General features: G+C 63.9%; 15 protein-coding genes and 1 pseudogene. 5 read left to right on the top strand and 11 right to left on the bottom strand.

The features are described 5' to 3' along the window. Nucleotides 1–18: 18 nt before the first annotated feature. The 3 genes and pseudogenes from JNE37_RS22640 to JNE37_RS12325 form a co-directional block, all read right to left on the bottom strand. A pseudogene (locus JNE37_RS22640) lies at nucleotides 19–75 on the bottom strand (hypothetical protein); the annotation flags it as partial. 175 nt (nucleotides 76–250) lie between these two features. After that, nucleotides 251–1834: a phosphoglycerate dehydrogenase gene (gene serA, locus JNE37_RS12330; RefSeq protein WP_203063027.1), complete on the bottom strand. Its 1584-nt coding sequence runs from the start codon at nucleotides 1832–1834 to the stop codon at nucleotides 251–253. A gap of 91 nt (nucleotides 1835–1925) precedes the next feature. After that, nucleotides 1926–3107, bottom strand: a complete 1182-nt coding sequence (locus tag JNE37_RS12325) for a phosphoserine transaminase (RefSeq protein ID WP_203063025.1) — start codon at nucleotides 3105–3107, stop codon at nucleotides 1926–1928. Between the two features lie 583 nt (nucleotides 3108–3690). Between JNE37_RS12325 and JNE37_RS12320 the strand changes: the two genes are divergently transcribed. The 5 genes from JNE37_RS12320 (at nucleotide 3691) to JNE37_RS12300 (ending at nucleotide 9114) form a co-directional block, all read left to right on the top strand. After that, on the top strand, nucleotides 3691–5451 hold the full coding sequence (locus JNE37_RS12320; RefSeq protein WP_035036063.1) for a pyrroloquinoline quinone-dependent dehydrogenase: 1761 nt from the start codon (nucleotides 3691–3693) through the stop codon (nucleotides 5449–5451). Between the two features lie 72 nt (nucleotides 5452–5523). Beyond that, nucleotides 5524–6396 carry a substrate-binding periplasmic protein gene (locus JNE37_RS12315; protein WP_035036061.1) on the top strand — a complete coding sequence of 291 codons (873 nt, stop codon included), beginning with the start codon at nucleotides 5524–5526 and terminating at the stop codon, nucleotides 6394–6396. Nucleotides 6397–6466: 70 nt separating this feature from the next. Further along, the gene (locus JNE37_RS12310; RefSeq protein WP_203063023.1) at nucleotides 6467–7453 is read left to right on the top strand and encodes an ABC transporter ATP-binding protein; all 987 of its coding nucleotides are present in this window, start codon (nucleotides 6467–6469) and stop codon (nucleotides 7451–7453) included. Beyond that, a complete protein-coding gene (locus JNE37_RS12305) occupies nucleotides 7450–8313 on the top strand; it encodes an ABC transporter permease (protein WP_081840700.1) in 864 nt (287 codons plus the stop codon). The genes JNE37_RS12310 and JNE37_RS12305 overlap by 4 nt, the downstream gene beginning before the upstream one ends. Nucleotides 8314–8319: 6 nt before the next feature. Further along, nucleotides 8320–9114, top strand: coding sequence for a substrate-binding periplasmic protein (locus tag JNE37_RS12300; RefSeq protein ID WP_203063020.1), 795 nt, complete (start codon nucleotides 8320–8322; stop codon nucleotides 9112–9114). A 7-nt stretch (nucleotides 9115–9121) separates the two neighbouring features. Here JNE37_RS12300 and JNE37_RS12295 read toward each other — a convergent pair whose 3' ends face one another. From JNE37_RS12295 to JNE37_RS12260, 8 genes are all read right to left on the bottom strand, one after another. Then, nucleotides 9122–9742, bottom strand: a complete 621-nt coding sequence (locus JNE37_RS12295) for a zinc metalloprotease (protein ID WP_203063019.1) — start codon at nucleotides 9740–9742, stop codon at nucleotides 9122–9124. 31 nt (nucleotides 9743–9773) lie between these two features. Beyond that, nucleotides 9774–10295, bottom strand: a complete 522-nt coding sequence (locus tag JNE37_RS12290) for a c-type cytochrome (RefSeq protein ID WP_203063018.1) — start codon at nucleotides 10293–10295, stop codon at nucleotides 9774–9776. A 131-nt stretch (nucleotides 10296–10426) separates the two neighbouring features. Next, a complete protein-coding gene (locus tag JNE37_RS12285; RefSeq protein ID WP_203063015.1) occupies nucleotides 10427–11164 on the bottom strand; it encodes a hypothetical protein in 738 nt (245 codons plus the stop codon). A gap of 98 nt (nucleotides 11165–11262) precedes the next feature. Beyond that, complete coding sequence (gene fghA, locus JNE37_RS12280) at nucleotides 11263–12093, bottom strand: S-formylglutathione hydrolase (protein ID WP_203063013.1); 831 nt, start codon at nucleotides 12091–12093, stop codon at nucleotides 11263–11265. Between the two features lie 3 nt (nucleotides 12094–12096). Further along, nucleotides 12097–13227 (bottom strand): S-(hydroxymethyl)glutathione dehydrogenase/class III alcohol dehydrogenase, encoded by a 1131-nt coding sequence (locus JNE37_RS12275; protein WP_203063012.1) that lies wholly within the window; start codon nucleotides 13225–13227, stop codon nucleotides 12097–12099. 190 nt (nucleotides 13228–13417) lie between these two features. Further along, entirely contained in the window at nucleotides 13418–14509 is a 1092-nt protein-coding gene (locus tag JNE37_RS12270) for a hypothetical protein (RefSeq protein ID WP_203063010.1), read from the bottom strand. Between the two features lie 12 nt (nucleotides 14510–14521). Continuing rightward, the gene (locus JNE37_RS12265) at nucleotides 14522–16231 is read right to left on the bottom strand and encodes a hypothetical protein (protein WP_203063008.1); all 1710 of its coding nucleotides are present in this window, start codon (nucleotides 16229–16231) and stop codon (nucleotides 14522–14524) included. 16 nt (nucleotides 16232–16247) lie between these two features. After that, nucleotides 16248–19418, bottom strand: a complete 3171-nt coding sequence (locus JNE37_RS12260; RefSeq protein WP_203063006.1) for a hypothetical protein — start codon at nucleotides 19416–19418, stop codon at nucleotides 16248–16250. Nucleotides 19419–19699: the final 281 nt, after the last annotated feature.

Raw genomic sequence — 19699 nt, 5'->3', positions numbered from 1 at the left:
GCTCGCCATAACCCCGACGGCGGCAGCGCCACCAGCCAGGAACGAACGACGGGACAGCTGCGCAACAGTCTTCATGACACTCTCGCTAAAACACGAAGTTCCCCGCGTGTCGCACGGCCATCGTTAAGCGCAGGTGGAAATGGGAGATGCAAAGACGCACCAACTTCCACGGGCCCCGGCGCAAAAGAAAACCCCGCCTGCTCCTGACGAAAGCAGACGGGGTTGGCTGGGCGAAGCGCGCCTCTGCCTTTTAGAAGCGCAGGGCCTTGGCCTGCTTGACGCCTTCGAGCTTACCGATGGTGGCGAGCTGGTCGTCGGCGAGCTTGCCGTCGATCGAGACGAGAGCGATGGCGTCGCCACCTTCCTCGACACGGCCGAGGTTGAAGTTGGCGATATTGACGCCGAGCTGGCCGAGAACGGTGCCGAGACGGCCGATATGGCCGGGACGGTCCTCGTTGGTGACATAGAGCATGGAGGGGGTGAGTTCCGCTTCCATGTTGATGCCCTTGACCTGGATGATGCGCGGCTTGCCGTTGGCGAAGACAGTGCCGGCGACGCCACGCTCCTGCTTGTCGGTCACGACCGTCAGGCGAATGTAGCTTTCATAGGCGCCCTGCTGCTCGCGGGTGATGACTTCCACCGGAATGCCGCGGTCCTTGGCGATCTGAGGAGCCGAGACCATGTTGACGTCCTGAAGCTGCGGCTTCATCACGCCGGTGAGCGCGGCGGCGGTCAGCGGACGCACGTTGAGGCCGGCAACCGTGCCTTCATACTCGATGCGGATGCCCTTGATGTCGCTGTCGGTGAGCTGGCCGGCGAACGAGCCGAGCGTCTCGGCGAGCTTGACGTAAGGCGTCAGGCGCGGGGCTTCTTCCGCCGAGATCGACGGGAAGTTGAGCGCGTTGGTAATCTCGCCGGTCATCAGGTAGGCCGAGATCTGCTCGGCAACCTGCAGCGCCACGTTCTCCTGGGCTTCGGTGGTCGAAGCGCCAAGGTGCGGGGTGCAGATGACGTTGGGCAGCTCGAACAACGGGTTGTTGACCGCCGGCTCTTCCACGAACACGTCGAGCGCGGCGCCCGCGACCTTGCCGGCCTTGAGCGCGTCATAGAGCGCGGCTTCATCGATCAGGCCGCCACGGGCGCAGTTGATGATGCGCACGCCGTCCTTGACCTTGGCCAGGGCTTCCCGCGACAGGATGTTCCTGGTCTGCTCGGTGAGCGGGGTGTGGAGCGTGATGAAATCGGCACGCGCCAGCAGGTCATCCAGCTCCACCTTTTCGATGCCGAGATCGAGCGCGCGCTCGGGCGAAAGGAAGGGATCGAAGGCGATGACCTTCATGCGCAGGCCCTGCGCACGGTCGGCCACGATCGAGCCGATATTGCCGGCGCCGATGATGCCGAGCACCTTGCTCGTGACTTCAACGCCCATGAAGCGGTTCTTTTCCCACTTGGAGGCGCGGGTCGAAGCGTCGGCTTCCGGAATCTGGCGGGCCAGCGAGAGCATGAGCGAGATGGCATGCTCGGCGGTCGTGATGGAATTACCGAAGGGCGTATTCATCACGATGATGCCCTTCTTGGTCGCGGCCGGAATGTCGACATTGTCGACGCCGATGCCGGCACGGCCGATGACTTTGAGATTGGTCGCCGCCGCGATGATCTTTTCGGTCACCTTGGTGGCCGAGCGGATGGCGAGGCCGTCATATTGGCCGATGACTTCGAGGAGCTTGTCCTTGTCCTTGCCGAGATCTGGCAGGTAATCCACCTCGACGCCATTGTCCTTGAAGATCTGGACGGCGGTCTTGGAGAGCTTGTCGGAAACGAGAACCTTGGGCATGTGAGCACCCTTTTGCCGGAACCCTCACGGGTCCTGAATGAAATGGAACGGGGAAGAAGCGGCCGGATGCACCGGCCGCGGCAGTCCAGCCTCAGGCGGCAGCCTTGAGCGCGGCCTTTTCGGCGGCGAAGGCGTAATCGAGCCACGGCGTCAGGGCCGCAAGATCGGAAGCCTCGACGGTCGAGCCGGCCCAGATGCGCAGCCCCGAGGGGGCATCGCGATAGGCGCCGATGTCGTAAGCTGCACCGGCCTTGTCGAGCCGCGATACGATCGCCTTGGCGAAAGCCGCCTGCTTGTCGTCATCGAGCGCGGCGACTTCCGGATCGGTGATCACGAGACAGACCGAAGTATTGGAGCGCTCGTTTTCCTTTTTGGCGAGAAAATCGATCCAGGGGGTCTTGGCGACCCAGTCGGCCAGCACCTTGAAATTGGCGTCGGCGCGAGCCTGCATGGCCTTGAGCCCGCCAGCGCGCATGCCCCATTCCATCGCATCCACCGCATCCTCGATGCAGAGCATGGAAACGGTGTTGATGGTGGCGCCTTCAAAGACATCGGCCATGAGCTTGCCACCCTTGGTGAGGCGGAAGATCTTGGGGAGCGGACGATCGGGCTTGAAGGTTTCAAGCCGTTCGACGGCGCGCGGCGACAGGATCAGGATGCCATGGGCGGCTTCGCCACCCAGCGCCTTCTGCCAGGAGAAGGTGACGACATCGAGCTTGGAAAAATCCATGTCCTGGGCAAAGGCCGAGGAGGTGGCGTCGCAGATGGTGAGACCCTTGCGATCGGCCGCGATCCAGTCGGCATTGGGCACGCGCACGCCAGAAGTCGTGCCGTTCCAGGTGAAGACCACGTCGCGGTCGAAATCGACCTGCTTCAAGTCCGGTAGCTCGCCATAGGGCGCCTTGAGGATGCGCACGTCTTCCAGCTTGAGCTGTTTGGTGACATCGGTCACCCAGCCCTCGCCAAAGCTTTCCCAGGCGAGCATGTCGACGCCGCGGGCGCCGAGCATGCCCCAGAGCGCCATTTCGACGGCGCCGGTATCGGAGGCGGGCACGATGCCGATCAGGTAATCGGCCGGCACTTCGAGCAGCTCACGGGTGAGCTGGATCGCCTTTTCGATCCGCGCCTTGGCGGGCTTGGCACGGTGCGAGCGGCCAACGAGCGCGTTGGCAAGTGCCTCGACCGTCCAGCCGGGACGCTTTGCACAAGGACCAGAAGAGAAATTGGGATTAGCCGGTTTGACCGCCGGTGCGGTTAGGGGCGTATCAGCCATGAGCGACCCTCCCAGGTCGAAAGTCTCACGTTAGGGTGAGATGTCCTGAGGCGGGAGATATGACGGGAAAGGGGTGGCTGTCAATGGGCTTGCGTTGGGGGACCGCGAACGACTCTTCGCCGCACTGATTAACCGGGTCTTCCAACTTGCCCCGCTCCGACACAAGCGCGTCAGTTCGAGGGCTTTCCTCCAGGGAGCGGTGGCGCAGGTTTATCGGACGACGTGAGCGGACCGACGAAAGCAGGCCTCTGCTTGCCGATCAACAAAACGTGTCGACACTGCACAATCGGCGGGTAAGTGGGAAAAATGGCGGGAAACAGCGCCAAACAGGGCGGCAGAAGCCGGTAACTATGAACCCGGAGAGCCGTAAACGGCCACGGCCGAAAACATGATGTATGTCATAGGGTTTTCTTTTCGAAAGCAAGCTGCGTTCTTTTTGACTACCCCAGATTAGCGGGCTATCGTCCCCTATACATGTTGGCGCGCGTTCGTAACTTTTGGCGTTAACGTGTGCTTACTGTGCGCTTAGATCTAACATCATGGAGGGTGGGAACTTCACGGTCCCACAACGGAGGAGACACTAATGTACAGGAAAGGCAGTGTGCTGGCAGCGTCAGCACTCGTCTTGGGGCTTTGCTCGTCCACGGTCTGGGCGCAGCAGGCACCGGCTACAAACGCCCTCGATAATCTCACGACGATCACCGACGACGTTCTGAAGAACCCCGCCGACGGCGATTGGCTGATGGCGCGTCGAACTTACAATGGCTGGGGCTACAGCCCCCTCGACCAGATCAACAAGGACAACGTCGACAAGCTGCAGCTTGTCTGGTCCTGGGGCCTGTCGCCCGGCGGCACGACGCAGGAAACGCCGCTGGTCCATAACGGCGTCATGTTCGTCCAGAACTCGAGCCACCTCATCCAGGCACTCGACGCGGCGAGCGGCGATCTGCTCTGGCAGTACCAGTACTCCCTCCCCACCGGCGTCAACCCCGGCGGCGAGCGCTCCAAGGCCCTCTACGGCGATAACCTGATCTTTGCGACCCGCGACGCCCATATCGTGGCCGTCAATGCCAAGACCGGCAAGCTGGCCTGGGACCAGCAGGTTGCCGACTACAAGAAGGGCTGGGGTTATTCCTCCGGTCCGCTCGTGGCCGACGGCGTCGTCATCCAGGGCATGACCAACTGCGGCAACGGCGAACCCGGCGGCTGCTTCATCACCGGCCATGACGCAGAAACCGGCAAGGAAATCTGGCGCCTCAACACCATTGCCGCCGGCGACACGCCTGAAGGCAACAGCTGGAACGGCCTGCCGCAGATGTCGCGCTACGGCGCTTCGGCATGGATCACCGGCGCCTACGACCCCGACCAGAACGTGGTCTTCGCCGGCGTCGGCCAGCCTTATCCGTGGCCGGCCGTGCTCAACGGCCTGCTGCCGAAGAACCCGGACTCCAAGTACACCAACAACGCGGCCTATACCGACTCGACCCTCGCGATCGAGCCGAAGACCGGTACGCTCAAGTGGTACCACCAGTACCTGGCCAACGACACGCTGGACCTCGACTACGTTTACGAGCGCCTGCTGGTCGACCTGCCCGTGAAGGGCGAGATGACCAAGCAGGTGATCACCGCCGGCAAGCTGGCCATCATCGAGTCGCTCGACCGTACGTCGGGCAAGTGGCTCTGGGCGCATGAGACCGTGCCGCAGAACGTGGTGTCGGCCATCGACCCGGTGACCGGCGAGAAGACCATCAATCCGGACGTGATCCCCCAGGTGGGCAAGACCACGTTCAACTGCCCGGCCGACCCTGGTGGCCGCGCCTGGCAGGCGACTTCGTACAGCCCGAAGACGCAGATGATGTATATGCCGACGGTCGAGTTCTGCTCGAACACGGACGTCAACCCGCTCGATCCGGGCCAGGTCTATACCGGTGGCGGCCTTGCGACCTTCAATCGCGTGCCGCGTCCGGATAGCGACGGCAATATCGGCCAGGTCCGCGCCATCAACCTGGCTGACCAGACCGATGCCTGGATGTATCGCCAGCACGCTCCGGTCACCACCTCGACGCTGCCGACCGGCGGTGGCCTGGTGTTCGTCGGCACCCTCGACCGCAAGCTCCTTGCCTTCGACGACACGACCGGCAAGCTGCTGTGGACGAGCCCGACGCTCAACAACTCGATCGAGTCCTTCCCGATCACCTTCGAGGCCGGTGGCAAGCAATACGTCGCCGTCGTCACGAACTGGTCGTCCGGCCTCGGTCGTCTGAAGTCGATCACGCCCGATGTGCAGCTTCCTCCGGATAACCCGCACTCGGTCTACGTCTTCGCACTGCCCGACACCAAGTAAGTCGGCACACATACGCCAACCGTCCGGACAGATGGGCTTTCCATCTGTCCGGATGCGACTTGGGGACCGATCTTGGCCTTTGCTTTCGTCTATCGGCGCTTGACCGACCTGTTCCTGATCCTGACGCTGGTTGTTTCGTCGGCCGCCCTGGCCGTATCCCCTGCCCGGGCCCAGGCCGAGCCGGACTTCTACGACGACCAGCCCTATGCGCCCGGCCAATGGAATATCGGCCGGCAGCTCAATCAATCCGAATTCCGCTATTGCGTGGATCCGCGCGATCCCTCCTGGCAGGTGGACGGCGAGATCGCCGACGCCATCGCCCAGGCGCTCCTGCTCGAGCCCAAGCGCTACGTCGTTCCGAGCGAATACGTGATCGAGGACCTGACCAAGGTCTATGCGATCCTCCTCGAGGACTGCGACGTCTATATGGGCTTCAAGCTGATCCCGGACGGCTATCCCGACTGGGTAACGCTGACCCGGCCCTATGAACAGGTCGGCTACGAATACGTTACCGCCAAGCCCGACCTGAAGGCGCTGGCCGACCTGCCCGCCGGCCGCCCGGTGGCCGGAACGGTGGGTACGACGGCGACGATCCGTCTCTCCACCTATGTCATGGCGCTGCCGATCGAAAAGCGCTGGCCGGTCTTCCCCTTCGGCACCGATGCGCTGGCATTGTCATCCCTGCTGGACGGCACGGCGGACATTGCCGTGGTCTGGGGACCAAGCTTCTGGGACAAGCAGCAGCACGACCCGGCCTATGCGGCCCTGCACATCATCGACTCCAAGCCCCTGCCCGCCACGACGCTCGGCGTCGGCGGCCTGCTGCTCAAGCAGAATGCCTTCCTGCGCACCCAAGTCGACCAGGCCATCGCCGCCCTGGTTGCCGACGGCACGATCAAGGCCATCGTCGACAAGTACAAATATCCCGCGACGGTGACGCCCTGATGGTCGAGGCGATGCGGGTCTGCCTCGCCGGCAATCGATCCATGGGCGGCAGTCTTTCAAAGGAAATTCCGTGACCACTGATGCGCCAGCCATTCGTGTCGCAGCCATCTCCAAGCGTTACGGGCGAACCCTGGCGCTCGACAACATCAGCTTCGACGTCCCCCGCAACCAGATCTTCGCGCTGCTGGGGCCGAACGGAGCCGGCAAGACGACGCTGATGCACATCCTGTGCACCATCCTCGCCCCCGATAGCGGCACAGCCGAAATCGCCGGCTTCGATGTGGTGCGCCAGCCGCTGGAAGCGCGCAGCCGGCTTGGCATCGTATTCCAGGAACCGAGCCTCGACGACCGGCTGACCGCACGCGAAAACCTCGATCTCCACGGACTGGTATTCGGGGTGCCGCAGCCCTTGCGGCGGCAGCGCATCGCCGAAGTGCTGGACCTGGTGGAGCTGACCGAATGGGCCGACAAGCCCGCACGCGGCTTCTCCTCCGGCATGAAACGCCGGCTCGAGATCGCCCGTGCCCTCATCCACGATTCCGAGGTGATGCTGCTTGACGAGCCGACCGCCGGGCTCGACGCGCAAAGCCGCAATCGCATGTGGGACTATGTCCGGCGCCTGCAAAGCGAGCGCCAGCTCACGGTGCTCGTCACCACACATTACATCGAGGAAGTCGAAACCTGCGACCAGGTCTGCATCATCGATCATGGCAAGCTGCTGGCGCTGGACACGCCAACCGCGCTCAAGCACCGCTATGGCGAGCAGGTGCTGCGTTGCACGCCACGCACGGACGCCGACCGCGAAGCGATCATCGCGCGCTACCCCAATCGCCTGGCCCATGAAGCCGGGCCGGACCTCGTTCTCAAGGCGGATGACGCCTTCGTCGAGACGTTTCTCGATCAGTTCGGGAGCCGCGTGCGCTCCCTCTCCATAGACGTGCCGAGTCTTGAAACAGTGTTCCTGTCCCTGACCGGCCGTGAAATGCGCGACCGTGGTGCCGATACGCGCGAGCGCACTCTTGCCTTTGGGCGACTCGGCGGGGAGCACACGCGATGAGCCTTGAAAACCCGACGGCAACGGCCGGCACGTTCGTGCGGCACCAGCGTCCCTGGCTGCTGATCCAGCTCGGCGGGCTCTATGGGCTCTGGCTGCGCGAGATCAAGCGCGCGGCCCGCGACCGTGGCCAGCTCATCGGCGGCGCCAGCCGGCCTATCCTCTGGGTGCTGATCCTGGGCATCGGGCTCAACCCCTATTTTCGCGGCGAGGTCTATGGCGAAGCAACCTTCGTCGTGCCGTTCACCTACCTGCAGTTCATCTTCCCGGCGGTCGTGGCGCTCAACGTCATGTACACCTCCGTGCAATCGGCGGTTTCGGTGATCTGGGACCGCGAATTCGGCTTCCTGCGCGAGGTGCTGGTTTCGCCGCTGTCGCGGACCACGGTGCTGCTCGGCAAGGTTCTGGGCGGCACGACGGTGGCGGTGCTCCATGGCTGCCTCGTGCTGATCCTGGCGCGATTCGCCGAAGTGCCGCTGACGATCGTAGATGCACTCAAGGCGATCGGCCTCATGACCATCCTCGCCTTCGCGCTGACCTCGCTGGGCGTGGTGATCGCCAACCGTATCCGCACCTTCGAGGGGTTCGGCGTCTTTTCCAATGCCGTGATCCTGCCGCTCTACTTCACCTCGAGCTCGATCTTCCCGCTCGATCCGGCGCTGTCGCAGGCGCAGACACGCATCACCTATCCCGACTGGCTGGTGACGATCGTCAAGTTCAACCCGCTGACCTATGCGGTCGATGCGCTGCGCGGCGTGCTGATCCACTACAACCAGTTCGCGCCGTGGATGGGCATAACCGTGATGGTGGGCGCGGCCGTGATCCTCTTTGCCATCGCGCTCTACGATTTCCACCGGGCCTGAGCCAGCATGCCGGATTTTCGTCGCTTGGCGGGCAATTTCGGCGGCGTCGCGATCGTCGTCGCCCTGCTCCTGGGCGTGACGTTCCTCCCCGCCGACAATTCGCTGCAGGAGGTGCGCTCGACCGGCACGATCAGCGCCTGCGTGCCCGCGACCTATCCGCCGCTGGTGACCGGCGATGCCGAGAAGCCTGGCATCGATATCGAGCTGCTCAAGGCCGTGACTGCCCATATGGGCGTGACCCTGTCGCTCAATATCAACGATGCCATCGGGCGCGACATCAATCCGCGCAACTGGGCGTTGAACCGCGGCAACTGCCTCATCATCGCAGGTGGCGTCGTCGACTCGAACCTGACGCGCTCGTTCCTCGAAACCAGCCCGCCTTATGCGAAGACGGGCTGGGCGGTGATCTCGCCAAAACCCGTCACCGACCTCAAGGGTCTGAATGCCGGCGTACTGACCCTGGTTTCGGGCCTAGACCGCATCGGGCTCGCCAACCTGCTGCGCCACAGCGAGACGCATCTGCAGATCGTGCGCACGCCGGAAGAGCTGGCGGCGGGTATTGCCGATGGTAGTTTCGATGTCGGGGTGACCGAGGCGCTGATGGCCTCGCACCTTGCCAGCGACAACAAGTGGAGCGTGGCCTGGATGCCGCCGGAACTGGCGCGCTACAATCTGGTATTCGGGCTCTGGAAAGGCGACATGACGCTCAAGCACGCGATCGACGCGGCCTTTGCCGACCTGACGGCTGACGGCACGATCGCCGACATCCTCGCCCGCTACGCGGGGGCGCCGCTCAACTAGGCCGGGCTCACAGGAAGCTGTCGATGCCGAGGAGCAATGGCGCGATGATGTCGTAGGCGGGCTTGAGCACGTACCGCGTCACCCCGAAAATCGAGGCGAGCAGCAGAACGATGCTGAGATAGAGCCCCGCCTGCTTCGGGATCGGCAGGCCGAGCGCGGTCAGGAAATGCGCGCCGGCGAGCGGCGGGATGGGCAGGAGCGCCAGCAGCCCCATGATGATGCAGAGCCGTGCCGCATCGGCGAGGAATGCGGCGACCGTCACGCCCGCAGTATAGTCGAGCCGCTCGATGAGCGGCGCCGCCAGCAATTGCAGGACGGGCGCGGCGATGAACAGGGCCACGCTGCCTGCCAATACGGCGACGACGAGCCCCCACCGCCCGATGCGGAGGCTGGCGGGATCGATGTCGATGGCGCGGCCCCAGCCGAAACCGGTAAGGATCAACGTGCCGAGGCCGATGAGATCGACATGCGGCCACGGCACCAGCGTTCGGCGTCCGTCATAGCGTGGGCCGTTATCGCCCAGCAGCACCGCGGTGGCGGCGATGGCCGCCCCCTGCAAGGCAACGATGATGAGACCGGCTATCAGCCGCATCACCGCCGATTGTACGGTGAAATCGACACCGATCATGGCCGCCCTGCCCCCGCGAGCGAGCGCATGCTCACTTCTGGATGATCAGGTGGTCGAGCGCATCGAGGTCGGTGGGCAGCGCGGCGCCGGATGTATAGCCGTTCTGCTTGAGGATATAGGCCGTCAGCTCGGCATAGACGGCGGGCGAGAACTGGCCGGGCGAATCCGGGGGCATCTGCGTGCTGATGAAGCCGAAGAGCCCGGAAGCAGGCGAACCATTGGCGAACTTGTCGTCGAACGCATTGCCGCGCAGCGGCGGGCCGCCGATCAACCCACCGCGCAGATCATCGCCATGGCAATCGGCGCAGACGCGCGTATAGGTTTCCTTGCCGCGGGTCGCCTGGTCTTCAGAATAGGAAACCGGCTTGTCCCCGGCGGCCATCTCGGCCGGAACTGCGGGAGCCGTTGTGGTGGGAGCGGGAGCCTGGCCGATGGCGGGAGCCTGGCCGATGGCAGGAGCCTGGGCAAGCGCCGGCAGCGCGACCGACGCCGATGCGGCGACCGCCAGGGCCAGCATTGCCTTCCGAGTACGAATATCGACCAATAGCTTCACAGTATCCCTCCTCATTACCGGCTATCCCTGCCTTGAGGCAGGCCTAGTGCGAGATGCCTCGCGAAAGCCAGTATGCATTGGAGACCACTGGGCCGCAACCGAGTGGAGCGCGGCTCTCGGTCACGTTACCTCTAGGCGCAGCCGCGCCGCTCGGGCTTGATCGAACCGATCATCTCGGTGATGACGGCGGGCACACCCATGCCCATGAAACTGCCGAAATCGGAAGCCTCGATGAGGCCGCCTTGGGCGAGTTTCTTCAATCCCAGAACCACGCGATCGTTGTACATCTTCATGTAGGCGAAGGTGCTGTCCTTCTCGATGTCGTAGATGCTGGGCCCGGCCGAAATCTCGCCACCGAACATCTCGCCCAGTACCGCCATCGGCGCACCCTGGAGATGGAGGCCGGTGGTGATGAGGTCTGTACGGGCGAGGTAGTCGTTGACCTGCCCGACGAGCACGGCCTTCGCCTCGGGCGAGCACAGCCGGGTGATCTTGGTGGTGAGCTGGCATTCGAGATAACTCGCCATGACGCCGAACCCGTCGGTCACGGAGCGGACGGCCAGGGTCATTTCGGAGGGTATAGGCGCTGAGCCCGCCTTGTTGGCAAAGGCCCGACACTGTGCCGTGTCCTTCTCGGTCCACGCCGCCGGCTCGGCCCGCGCAGAGGCGACCGCAACAGACGGCGCGGCGGGCGGCTCGGGCGCGCGTTGCTTCACCCACCAGGCGATGCCGAAATAACCGAGCAGCCCCACCGCAACCAGCAGGACGGCAAAGACAAGCCAATCGCCCCTGCCGCCACCGCGCCCGGACTCCGTCTGAGCAGATTTCCCGCCGGCCCGCATATTGCGAACCAAATCATGCCCGGACATCCCAGCCCTCATCGCGCTTTAAAGCCAGGCGACAGACTGCCGCCCAGAAATAAAGGAAGCTTTGCGAAGGCCGGGAAAATCGCAGGTATCGGCCGCCCCTATTCCCTGTTCAGCCGGGCTGCATGCCAGGCGACGTGGTCGCCGGCGAAGCTGTTGACGAAGAAATAGGAGTGATCGTAGCCGGCCTGCATGCGGAAGGTGCTGGGGATGCGGTTTTGGGTGAGGGCCGCGGCCAGGGCTTCGGGTTTGAGGAGATTGAGGAACTGGTCCCTGGCGCCCTGGTCGATGAGGATGTCGCTCTTCCAGCCGCGCTCGTTGACGAGGAGGGTGGCGTCGTGATTGCGCCAGGAGGCTTCGTCGGCGCCGAGATAGCCGGTCAGCTGCTTGCGGCCCCAATCCGAAGTCGTGGGATGGGCGATCGGGGCGAAGGCGGAGAGGCTTTCGAAGAGATCGGGGTTGCGTAGCGCAATGGTCAGTGCGCCGTGGCCGCCCATGGAATGGCCGGTAATGCCGTGGCGATTGCGCAGCGGCAGGTTGTCGAGCACCAAGGCCCGCAATTCGGTGACGATGTAGTCGTACATCCGGAAATGCGGCTTCCAGGGCTCCTCGGTGGCGTTGAGGTAGAAGCCGGCGCCCTGCCCCATGTCATAGGCAGGATCGTCGGCAACGCCTTCGCCGCGCGGCGAGGTGTCGGGGAAGAGGACGGCGACGCCGTGCCGCGCGGCATGCTCCTGGAACCCGCCCTTGGTCATGGCGTTTTCGTGGGTGCAGGTTAGGCCCGAAAGGTACCAGAGCACCGGCACCGGACGCTCTTCCGCCTGGGGCGGCAGGTAGGCGCCGAAGGTCATGTCGCAATTGCAGGTGCTGGAGGCGTGGCGCCAGACTTGCTGGCGCCCCCCGAAACTGCGGTTCTCGGACAGCAGTTCCATCGATCAGAACTCCACGACGGCGCGGATGGACTTCCCCTCGTGCATGAGGTCGAACCCGTGGTTGATCTCCTCGAGCTTGAGCTTGTGGGTGATCATCGGATCGATCTCGATCTTGCCGTCCATGTACCAATCGACGAATTTCGGCACGTCACGACGGCCCTTGGCGCCGCCGAACGCGGTGCCCTTCCAGGTGCGGCCGGTGACGAGATGGAACGGACGGGTGGAGATTTCGGCGCCCGCCGGAGCCACGCCGATGATGACCGACACGCCCCAGCCGCGGTGCGAGCATTCGAGGGCATCGCGCATCACCTTCACATTGCCGGTGGCATCGAACGAATAGTCGACGCCGCCGATCTGGTCGGCGCCCTTCTTGGTGAGGTTGACGATGTGCTGGACGACCGAGCCCTCGATCTTGGAGGGATTGACGAAGTGCGTCATGCCGAACTTGCGGGCCATCTCGGCCTTGCCGTCATTGAGATCGACACCGATGATCATGTCGGCCCCGGCCATGCGCAGGCCCTGGATGACGTTGAGGCCGATGCCGCCCAGACCGAAGACGGCGGCAGTCGAGCCGATCTCGACGCCGGCCGTGTTGATGACCGCGCCAATGCCGGTGGTTACGCCGCAGCCGATATAGCAGATCTTGTCGAAGGGCGCGTCGTCGCGCACCTTGGCGAGGGCGATCTCGGGCAGGACCGTGTGGTTGGCGAAGGTCGAGCAGCCCATGTAATGGTAGATCGGCGTGCCATCGAGCATGCGGAAACGCGTGGTGCCGTCAGGCATCAGGCCCTGGCCCTGCGTATTGCGAATGGCGGTGCAGAGATTGGTCTTGCCGGACAGGCAGGACGGGCATTCGCGGCATTCGGGGGTGTAGAGCGGAATGACGTGGTCGCCCGGCTTGAGCGTGGTGACACCCTCGCCGACTTCGACCACAATGCCCGCGCCCTCATGGCCGAGAATGCAGGGGAAGATGCCTTCGGGGTCAGCGCCCGAACGGGTGAACTCGTCGGTATGGCAAAGCCCCGTGGCCTTGATTTCCACCAACACCTCGCCCGCCTTCGGTCCCTCCAGCTCGACTTCCATGATTTCGAGGGGCTTGCCGGCGGCAAGGGCAACGGCTGCGCGAGTACGCATGTGGTGTTCCTTTCGTGTTCGAGGCTCCGGCGGGTTAGCGCTGGCGCGGGCGGAAAACCGCGACGGTCGCGACTGCGCGCGAATCCCCGGGGGCTGTTTCCGCATCCTGCGGGCATTGTCCCCATCGGGGCGGATTGCTCAATCCGGATATTGGCGAGAAGCGGCGCTAGCCACACCTAATTCGCGCCGCTCAGGGCGCGGGAGCGCCGGCCCAGATGGTTTCGAACATGGCGCGGATGCTGTTGGACGGATATTGCAGGCCGACGAAGAGGAACATTTCACGCGTCGATTGATCGACCTCCACGACCTCGCCCCATTGCGCCTTGCGCTCGATGACGCCCTTGGTGCCCTTGAGGAAACGCATCTCGTAGCGCTCGCGATTGCCGGCCTTGATGCCGAGCTTATCGCTGGAGGAGGTGGCGGCGCTGATGAGGACGTCGCCCAGGCGGATCGTATCCGGTTTGCCGCTGCCCGAATAGTTGAACGAAAACTCGGAATCGGGGTGCACGAGTTCGTTGAACAGCCGGTTGTCGCGGATCGAGACCTGGGGATTGATGCCGCCCGAGCCGATGGTCTTGTACTCCTCGGAGAGCAGCAGCAGCCATTTGCCGTTGGCGAGGCGCAGCATCGTCGCGCGGTCGGCGAATTCGAGGCCATCTATCATGACATCGCGCATGGGGACGATCTGTCGGCGATCTATCCAGCCCAGCCGCTCCCTGGCGATGGCATCGAGTTCTTCGCTACTCAGCTTCTCGAGGAAGTTCTGCTTGAGGGAAGGACCGAAGCGTCCGCCGCCCCTGGTCGGCATGGCGCTCCGCCCGGCGGCCTGCTCGAAGGGTAGCGCCAGCGCTTTCTCGAAACTGGTGCCGGCGGCGATGAAGCAGGATTCGCCGCGCAGATGCGCATAGACCAGGGCTTCGAGGTTGACGTCGATCAGGCCGTCGCGGATGCCGACGACGATATCGTGCTGGGCGCCGACGACTTCGAGGAACGTGCCGACCATCTGGTCGACGGTTGCGACCTGGCTGGCCAGCCGCCTTTCCGTTTCGCGCAGGGCGGCGACGAACTGCTCCTCATGCTCCATGTTCAATTGCCTGAGCGCGCGGCGCGTGGCAACGCGCTTGATGAGGACGTTGAGGTCTTCGACCTTGTCGATGACGAACTTCTTGCCGCCACGCGAAACGGGCGGCTCGGTCTCGGCGATATGCAGCACGTCCTTGACGAGCGCGTTCGCCGCCTCGATCACCCCGCCCTTAATGCCCGGCCGCGCGGGGGCGCTCATCGCTCTGCTCCATCAGATTGGGGCACCGACCGCCTCCAGATCGTAGTAATGGCCGCGGATCTGCAACGCATAGGAAAGCGGCTTCAGCTTGTGGGCCAGCGCCATGGCGGCGACCTCCTTGAGGAGATCCGTGGTGATGGACTTGAGGAGGAGCCGGTGGCGACAGAGCACCTGGCTGAGCTGCTGCATGGCCTCGGCATCCTTCATGCCGGTATCGACGAGCACGTTGGCAATGGTGCCCGAAGCCCCGCCCAGCTCGCCGAGGGCATTGGCGACATGGCGCGCCAGCATGGCAATCGAGAGGATGGCGGTGACGGTGCCGAGCGTCGAGAGGAACGCGGTCATGGCGGCGGGGACTGCGATCTCACCGGCGCCGAAGGGGATGCTGAGCACGGCGATCAGCAGCGCAGCGGCGGCGACGGATTGCTCGACGAAGTGCCAGACGCTCTCGTAGAAGGCGTCGTCCTGCCGCTTGCGCGCGAGATCGCGCTTCAAGTCCAGCAGGTAGTGGAAGGCGACCATCTGCTCGAATGAGCCGGTCTGGGTAGTGGCGATCCGATCGAGGGTCTGGAGGAGGATGGCGTCGCGCCCGAGGATGCGGTTGACGGAGAAATAGGACGAGGTCTTCTCGGTCAGCTTTTCCATCCGTGCGGCCTCTGCGATGACGCCGGCATGGAGGCCGCCGGCACGCCAGCGCCTTTCGGGCGCCTGATCCAGCAACTCGAAGATCGTGGCGCTCATGCCGGGGTTGGAGAGCGAGGTGGCCGTCAGCGACAGCGCCTTTTTGAGGGTGACGACGGCAGCATGCATGCGGCCGCCATAATCGACCTCCACGGCGATGCTGCGGTTCTTGATGACGGTATTGGTGCTTTTGCGCGCGCTGGCCAGGTCGAGCCATTCAAAGATCGTGTCGTCGAGATCATCGACGATGAGACTGGCGGGGGGACAGAGGATGCCCAGCTCTTCCTGCAACCGGCCGAGTTTTTCGAAATTGGCGCGCTGCGGTCCTTCCCACTGCTCGGCCAGCAGACGCCGATAGGCATCGCGCCGCCGCTTGCGCTGGACGGTCTTGCTGTCGCCGCCATCGGCCCTGATCCGCTCGTCGATCTTGGGCTGGAGCGAGGCGATGTTGCGCTGCACCCGGCGGATGTCCTGGAGCTTGGCCCGCACCTGATCGGTTCCCTCGCCGGTCGGCAGGCGCCAGCCCTTCCAGTATTCGTCTTTGTGGAAGAGGCCTTCGTGGCTCGCGACCAGATCGAGCATGATGCCGGTCTGGTCCTTGGCCAGCGCGGTGGCGGCGCTTTCGATCCTGATGAGGGCCGGAGCGATGAGGGTTTCGAGCTCGACGATCGCGGCGCCGATGAGCGTCTTCACCGTCTCGGTCTGCGAGACGAGGCTGGCGATGAGACTGTCAACGCCCTCCCAGCCGTAGCGGCCATAGAAGCGCACGAGCTGCCGGAAGAAATCGGGACCGAAGGGGACCTCCACCACGTCGTTGAGGAAGACGACCGAAGGGTCTTCGGTGTGAACCGTGACGGAGATGCGCAGCAGCCGCTCGCCGGCATGGGTGCCGCGTAGCGGCAGCTTGCTCTTGTAGTTCGCCCAGAGCTGGCCCCAGCGTTGCTCGGCCTTGGATATGGCCGCGCCGGAGGGGGACCAGGCAGCAACCGACTCGTCAAAGAGCCGGTTGCGATCAATGAGGGTGACATCGATCTGGGTCACGGAGCGCCACCGACGGTCAGCTATCCTCGGAAGCGGGATATTCCATGGGCAGCGGGTAGGCGGTGCTTTGCAGGTAGACCAGCGAAGTGGGCAGTGTGAATTCCCAGCTGTCCCCGACCGGCTCGGCGCCTGCCAGATCATCCTGCCGATCACGCACTTCCTCATAGAGCGGCAGGTAGAGCGGATCGCCGATAACCGGGGAGGCGCCGCCCAGCCAGGGCTCGCGCGTGGCGAGGAAATGCAGCACCGCATTTTCGTAGCCCGGCTTGACCGCCAGCAGCACGCGGGCCGAGCCGGCCTGCAGGAACTCGGTAAAGAGCGGATCGGCCGGATCGTCGCGGTTCATCAATTGCAGCCACATGGGCATGCGTGCCCAGAAATAGGGGTAGAAAAGGTAGGAGAGGTGCTGCCAGTCGAAGGCCTGTTCGAGGAATTGCACGAGCCGGCCGCGCTCGGCGGCCTCATCGAGCCGCATGGCGCTGAACGTGATGGGCTGCGGGTTGCGGTCGGCGAAGGCCGCGCTGGCTTCACTCACCACGCCATCGGGCGCCGAGCCCGGCTGGATGTTGAGACTGGGGAAGGCCACGTCGATGGGGCGTTGCCCCATGCCGCCCATTTGTGGAAGCAGGTCCTGGCTGGCGTCCTCGTCGAACTCCTTGGCGACGACGGCCACGCATTGCCGCTTGAGCTCGCGGCGGATCTGCTGGTCGTTCCAGGATTCGGAGCGTCCCTGGATGATCTCGTTGATCGACTTGCCCTTCTTGAGCTCTTCGAGCGTCTTGCGATAAGCGGTGCGGCGCGCATCGAGATCGGCGCTGGCGGTGCCGTTATTCTGCTGGTCCACCTTGCGGGCGATCTCGTTATAGACGGCACGCTGCCAGGTCGCGAGCTTTTGGGGCGTGCGCGAGAGGCTGGCGGTGATGGTCAGCGTATGCGTCTTGCAGGTCTTGGTCTCGATCTTGACGGTGATGTTGCGCAGCAGCATGCCCGAAGGCACCGAGTGGTAGGCGAGCTGGGGCGTCGCGACGTTGGCCACGGGCGTGCCCAGCGCGTTGATGTCGCCCCAATGCATCCGCGTCTCGTCGATCCGGTGGAACAGCATGACCTGGTTGATCCAGAGGTTCAGCGTGTTCTGGTAATCGGCCTGCCATTCGTTCCGGTTGACGAAATCGGCTTCGCCATCGAGGTGGATGGAGCGGAGCACATAGCCATCGACATCCACCGGGCTGCCCAGGTCCGCCGAGAAGCTCTCGGTGAGGACCGGCTTGGTGAGGTCATATTCGGACTGCTTGCGGAAGAAGCCGTCGCCGCCAACAGGCTTGATCTGGACGTTCTCGATGATGGCGGGCGGATAGGGCGCGAATTGCGTGAGGTCGAAACTAGCCGAGAGCTTCTCGAACTCGGCCTCCGTGATCTCGCCCGGATCGGAGATCGGCATCTTGGTCGTCTCGATGTCGTCGCCCGGCATCGGGTAGTCGGGCAGGCCTAGTTCCTCGACATAGGTCTGCAACCGCGCCTCGACGTAGAACTGCGCCGGCTCGGGCAGCACGAATTCGAACATCATGCGCTTGCCGTAATTGTAGATCTGCCCGCGATAGACCTTGTCCAGCCAGAGGTATGAACCGGAAATGTGCCCGTTCCCGCCGGTATTGGCGAAGGAATGGACGTTGGTTTCCTCGCTTTCCGAAATGCGCGTCTGCGTGCGCTGGCTGGCCACCTTGCTCTGGATGCGCGAGACGGCCTTGGAGATGACTTCGTCCACGAAATTGCGACTGCTGCGCTCGGTAGCCGAGCGTCCGGTATTGACGGAGAGCCCCGCCGCGATCGAGGCATCGATGACTGGATTACCCTTGTAGGTGAAGCTGGTATTGGCGGTGACGCCGATATCGGTCTTGATGATGTCCTCGACCTCGGTCTTGAGCTCGAAGCGATTGGTCGATTGCAGGTCCTTGGTAGTCTCGGATTCGCTGCTGGTATCGAGGGTGTAGGTGTCTTCGGCGCGCGAGAGGTTGCGGTGCGTGCGCGTCTTGGTTTCGCCGTCGAGCACCGTCTCGATATGGGCAATGCCGCTCTTGCGGTAGCCGAGGAAGGTCTGCTTGACGACCTTGAGATCGCCCAGCCCGATGGGCTGGAGGGTGTTGAACGGCGCAAAACTGCCCCGCAGCCGCGCGATGATGGGATGGATGACCGGCTCGGCCGCCAGCCCCTTGGCCAGCTCCTCCGGCCCGGAAGGTCCGAAGAGCCCCGAGGCCGCGATGCGTTCGCGCGCCTCGCCCATTGCGAAGTCGATGCCGCGCAGGTCCGGATGAAGCATGGCCGGCACGGCTTCATAGCCGGGCTGGAGGCGGCCCGCCTGCACCGAGCGCATCAGGAAATCGGCAATACCGAGCCTCTCGAGCATATGGAGCAGCGCCAGCGCATCCTGCACCGGCTCGAGATCGACCCGTTCCCGGCGCCGCAGGATGTAGAGGCCATAGAGGACGTCGAAAAGCACGCGCTTGGTCGAGAGGAAATCGTCGGCATAGCGGCCATTGGACTGCAGCACGACATCGAGCAGTGACCCGCTTTCGGGGACGTTGGCCGCATTGCGCAGGGCCCAGACAAGGCTGGGCAGCCAGTTTTCATCGAGCTGCTGGCCGGGTGCGGCGGCCTTGGCGAGGATCGGCTGGATGCTCCCGAGCAGCGCCTTGAGTGGCAGCGGCAAATCCTGGAGCGACGCCGGCAAAATATAGAGCACCTGGTCGCGCATATAGGTGAGGCGCGAGCCCGCATAGCGAATCTTGGCGGCGCGATCGTCATCGATCGGCCCGATGGTCGAGAGCGCCACGATGACAGGATCGAGCTGCAGGCGCCGCTCGGCGCCGAGCTCGTAGATCAAGCCGTCGACGAGCTGGTTCTCGATCTCGCGCACGATATCGGCCGGCTCCGCGCGCGCCTCGAAGATGAGCTGCGCCAGCCGGCGTCCGATCGGCGAGAGGGATGTCGGGGAGAAGAGATCAACATCCTCGATGCCATGAGTGGCGCGGCGGGCTGGCGGCGGCTTCGGCCCGACCTTGGGATCGATCGGCGTGCGGATTTCGGGGATGTATTCGCAATCGCGGATATAGCGCCAGCGGCTCAGGTCTGGCGACATCGAAGCCGCCGAACGCAAAGCCAGGAAGTTCACGACATCGATCTGTTCGGCCATCTCTGGGCAATCCCCCAAGCGTCACAGGACCGCCAGCGCCCCCGCAATCGGGGCGACTTCATCAACAGGTCCGCGCAGGCGAGAACGCTAGGCTCGCCACGAAAACCTGTCTTGGTGAGAACCTTCGGGTTTTGAGATACTTGGCATCCGGACCGGGCTCGGAGCACGGACAAGCACACGATTGTGTAGTCTGGAGAACTACTTAGGTTGCCAGACCGGGCGTTCTGTCCATCTCGGCTAAAAATTTAGGACACTTGCTTTTGTCAGCCCGGATAAAGCGG

Origin of the sequence: Paradevosia shaoguanensis (assembly GCF_016801025.1) — a bacterium.
In the GTDB taxonomy this organism is placed as follows: domain Bacteria; phylum Pseudomonadota; class Alphaproteobacteria; order Rhizobiales; family Devosiaceae; genus Paradevosia; species Paradevosia shaoguanensis.
Note: the sequence above shows the minus strand (reverse complement) of the source record. Positions and strands in the feature narration are given on the sequence as shown.

Coding starts and splice junctions, on each gene's coding strand:
- JNE37_RS12300 (WP_203063020.1), top strand. CDS start 8,320: ATGCCGGATTTTCGTCGCTTGGCGGGCAATTTCGGCGGCGTCGCGATC.
- JNE37_RS12275 (WP_203063012.1), bottom strand. CDS start 13,227: ATGCGTACTCGCGCAGCCGTTGCCCTTGCCGCCGGCAAGCCCCTCGAA.
- JNE37_RS12295 (WP_203063019.1), bottom strand. CDS start 9,742: ATGATCGGTGTCGATTTCACCGTACAATCGGCGGTGATGCGGCTGATA.
- JNE37_RS12285 (WP_203063015.1), bottom strand. CDS start 11,164: ATGTCCGGGCATGATTTGGTTCGCAATATGCGGGCCGGCGGGAAATCT.
- JNE37_RS12320 (WP_035036063.1), top strand. CDS start 3,691: ATGTACAGGAAAGGCAGTGTGCTGGCAGCGTCAGCACTCGTCTTGGGG.
- JNE37_RS12325 (WP_203063025.1), bottom strand. CDS start 3,107: ATGGCTGATACGCCCCTAACCGCACCGGCGGTCAAACCGGCTAATCCC.
- fghA (WP_203063013.1), bottom strand. CDS start 12,093: ATGGAACTGCTGTCCGAGAACCGCAGTTTCGGGGGGCGCCAGCAAGTC.
- serA (WP_203063027.1), bottom strand. CDS start 1,834: ATGCCCAAGGTTCTCGTTTCCGACAAGCTCTCCAAGACCGCCGTCCAG.
- JNE37_RS12305 (WP_081840700.1), top strand. CDS start 7,450: ATGAGCCTTGAAAACCCGACGGCAACGGCCGGCACGTTCGTGCGGCAC.
- JNE37_RS12260 (WP_203063006.1), bottom strand. CDS start 19,418: ATGGCCGAACAGATCGATGTCGTGAACTTCCTGGCTTTGCGTTCGGCG.
- JNE37_RS12270 (WP_203063010.1), bottom strand. CDS start 14,509: ATGAGCGCCCCCGCGCGGCCGGGCATTAAGGGCGGGGTGATCGAGGCG.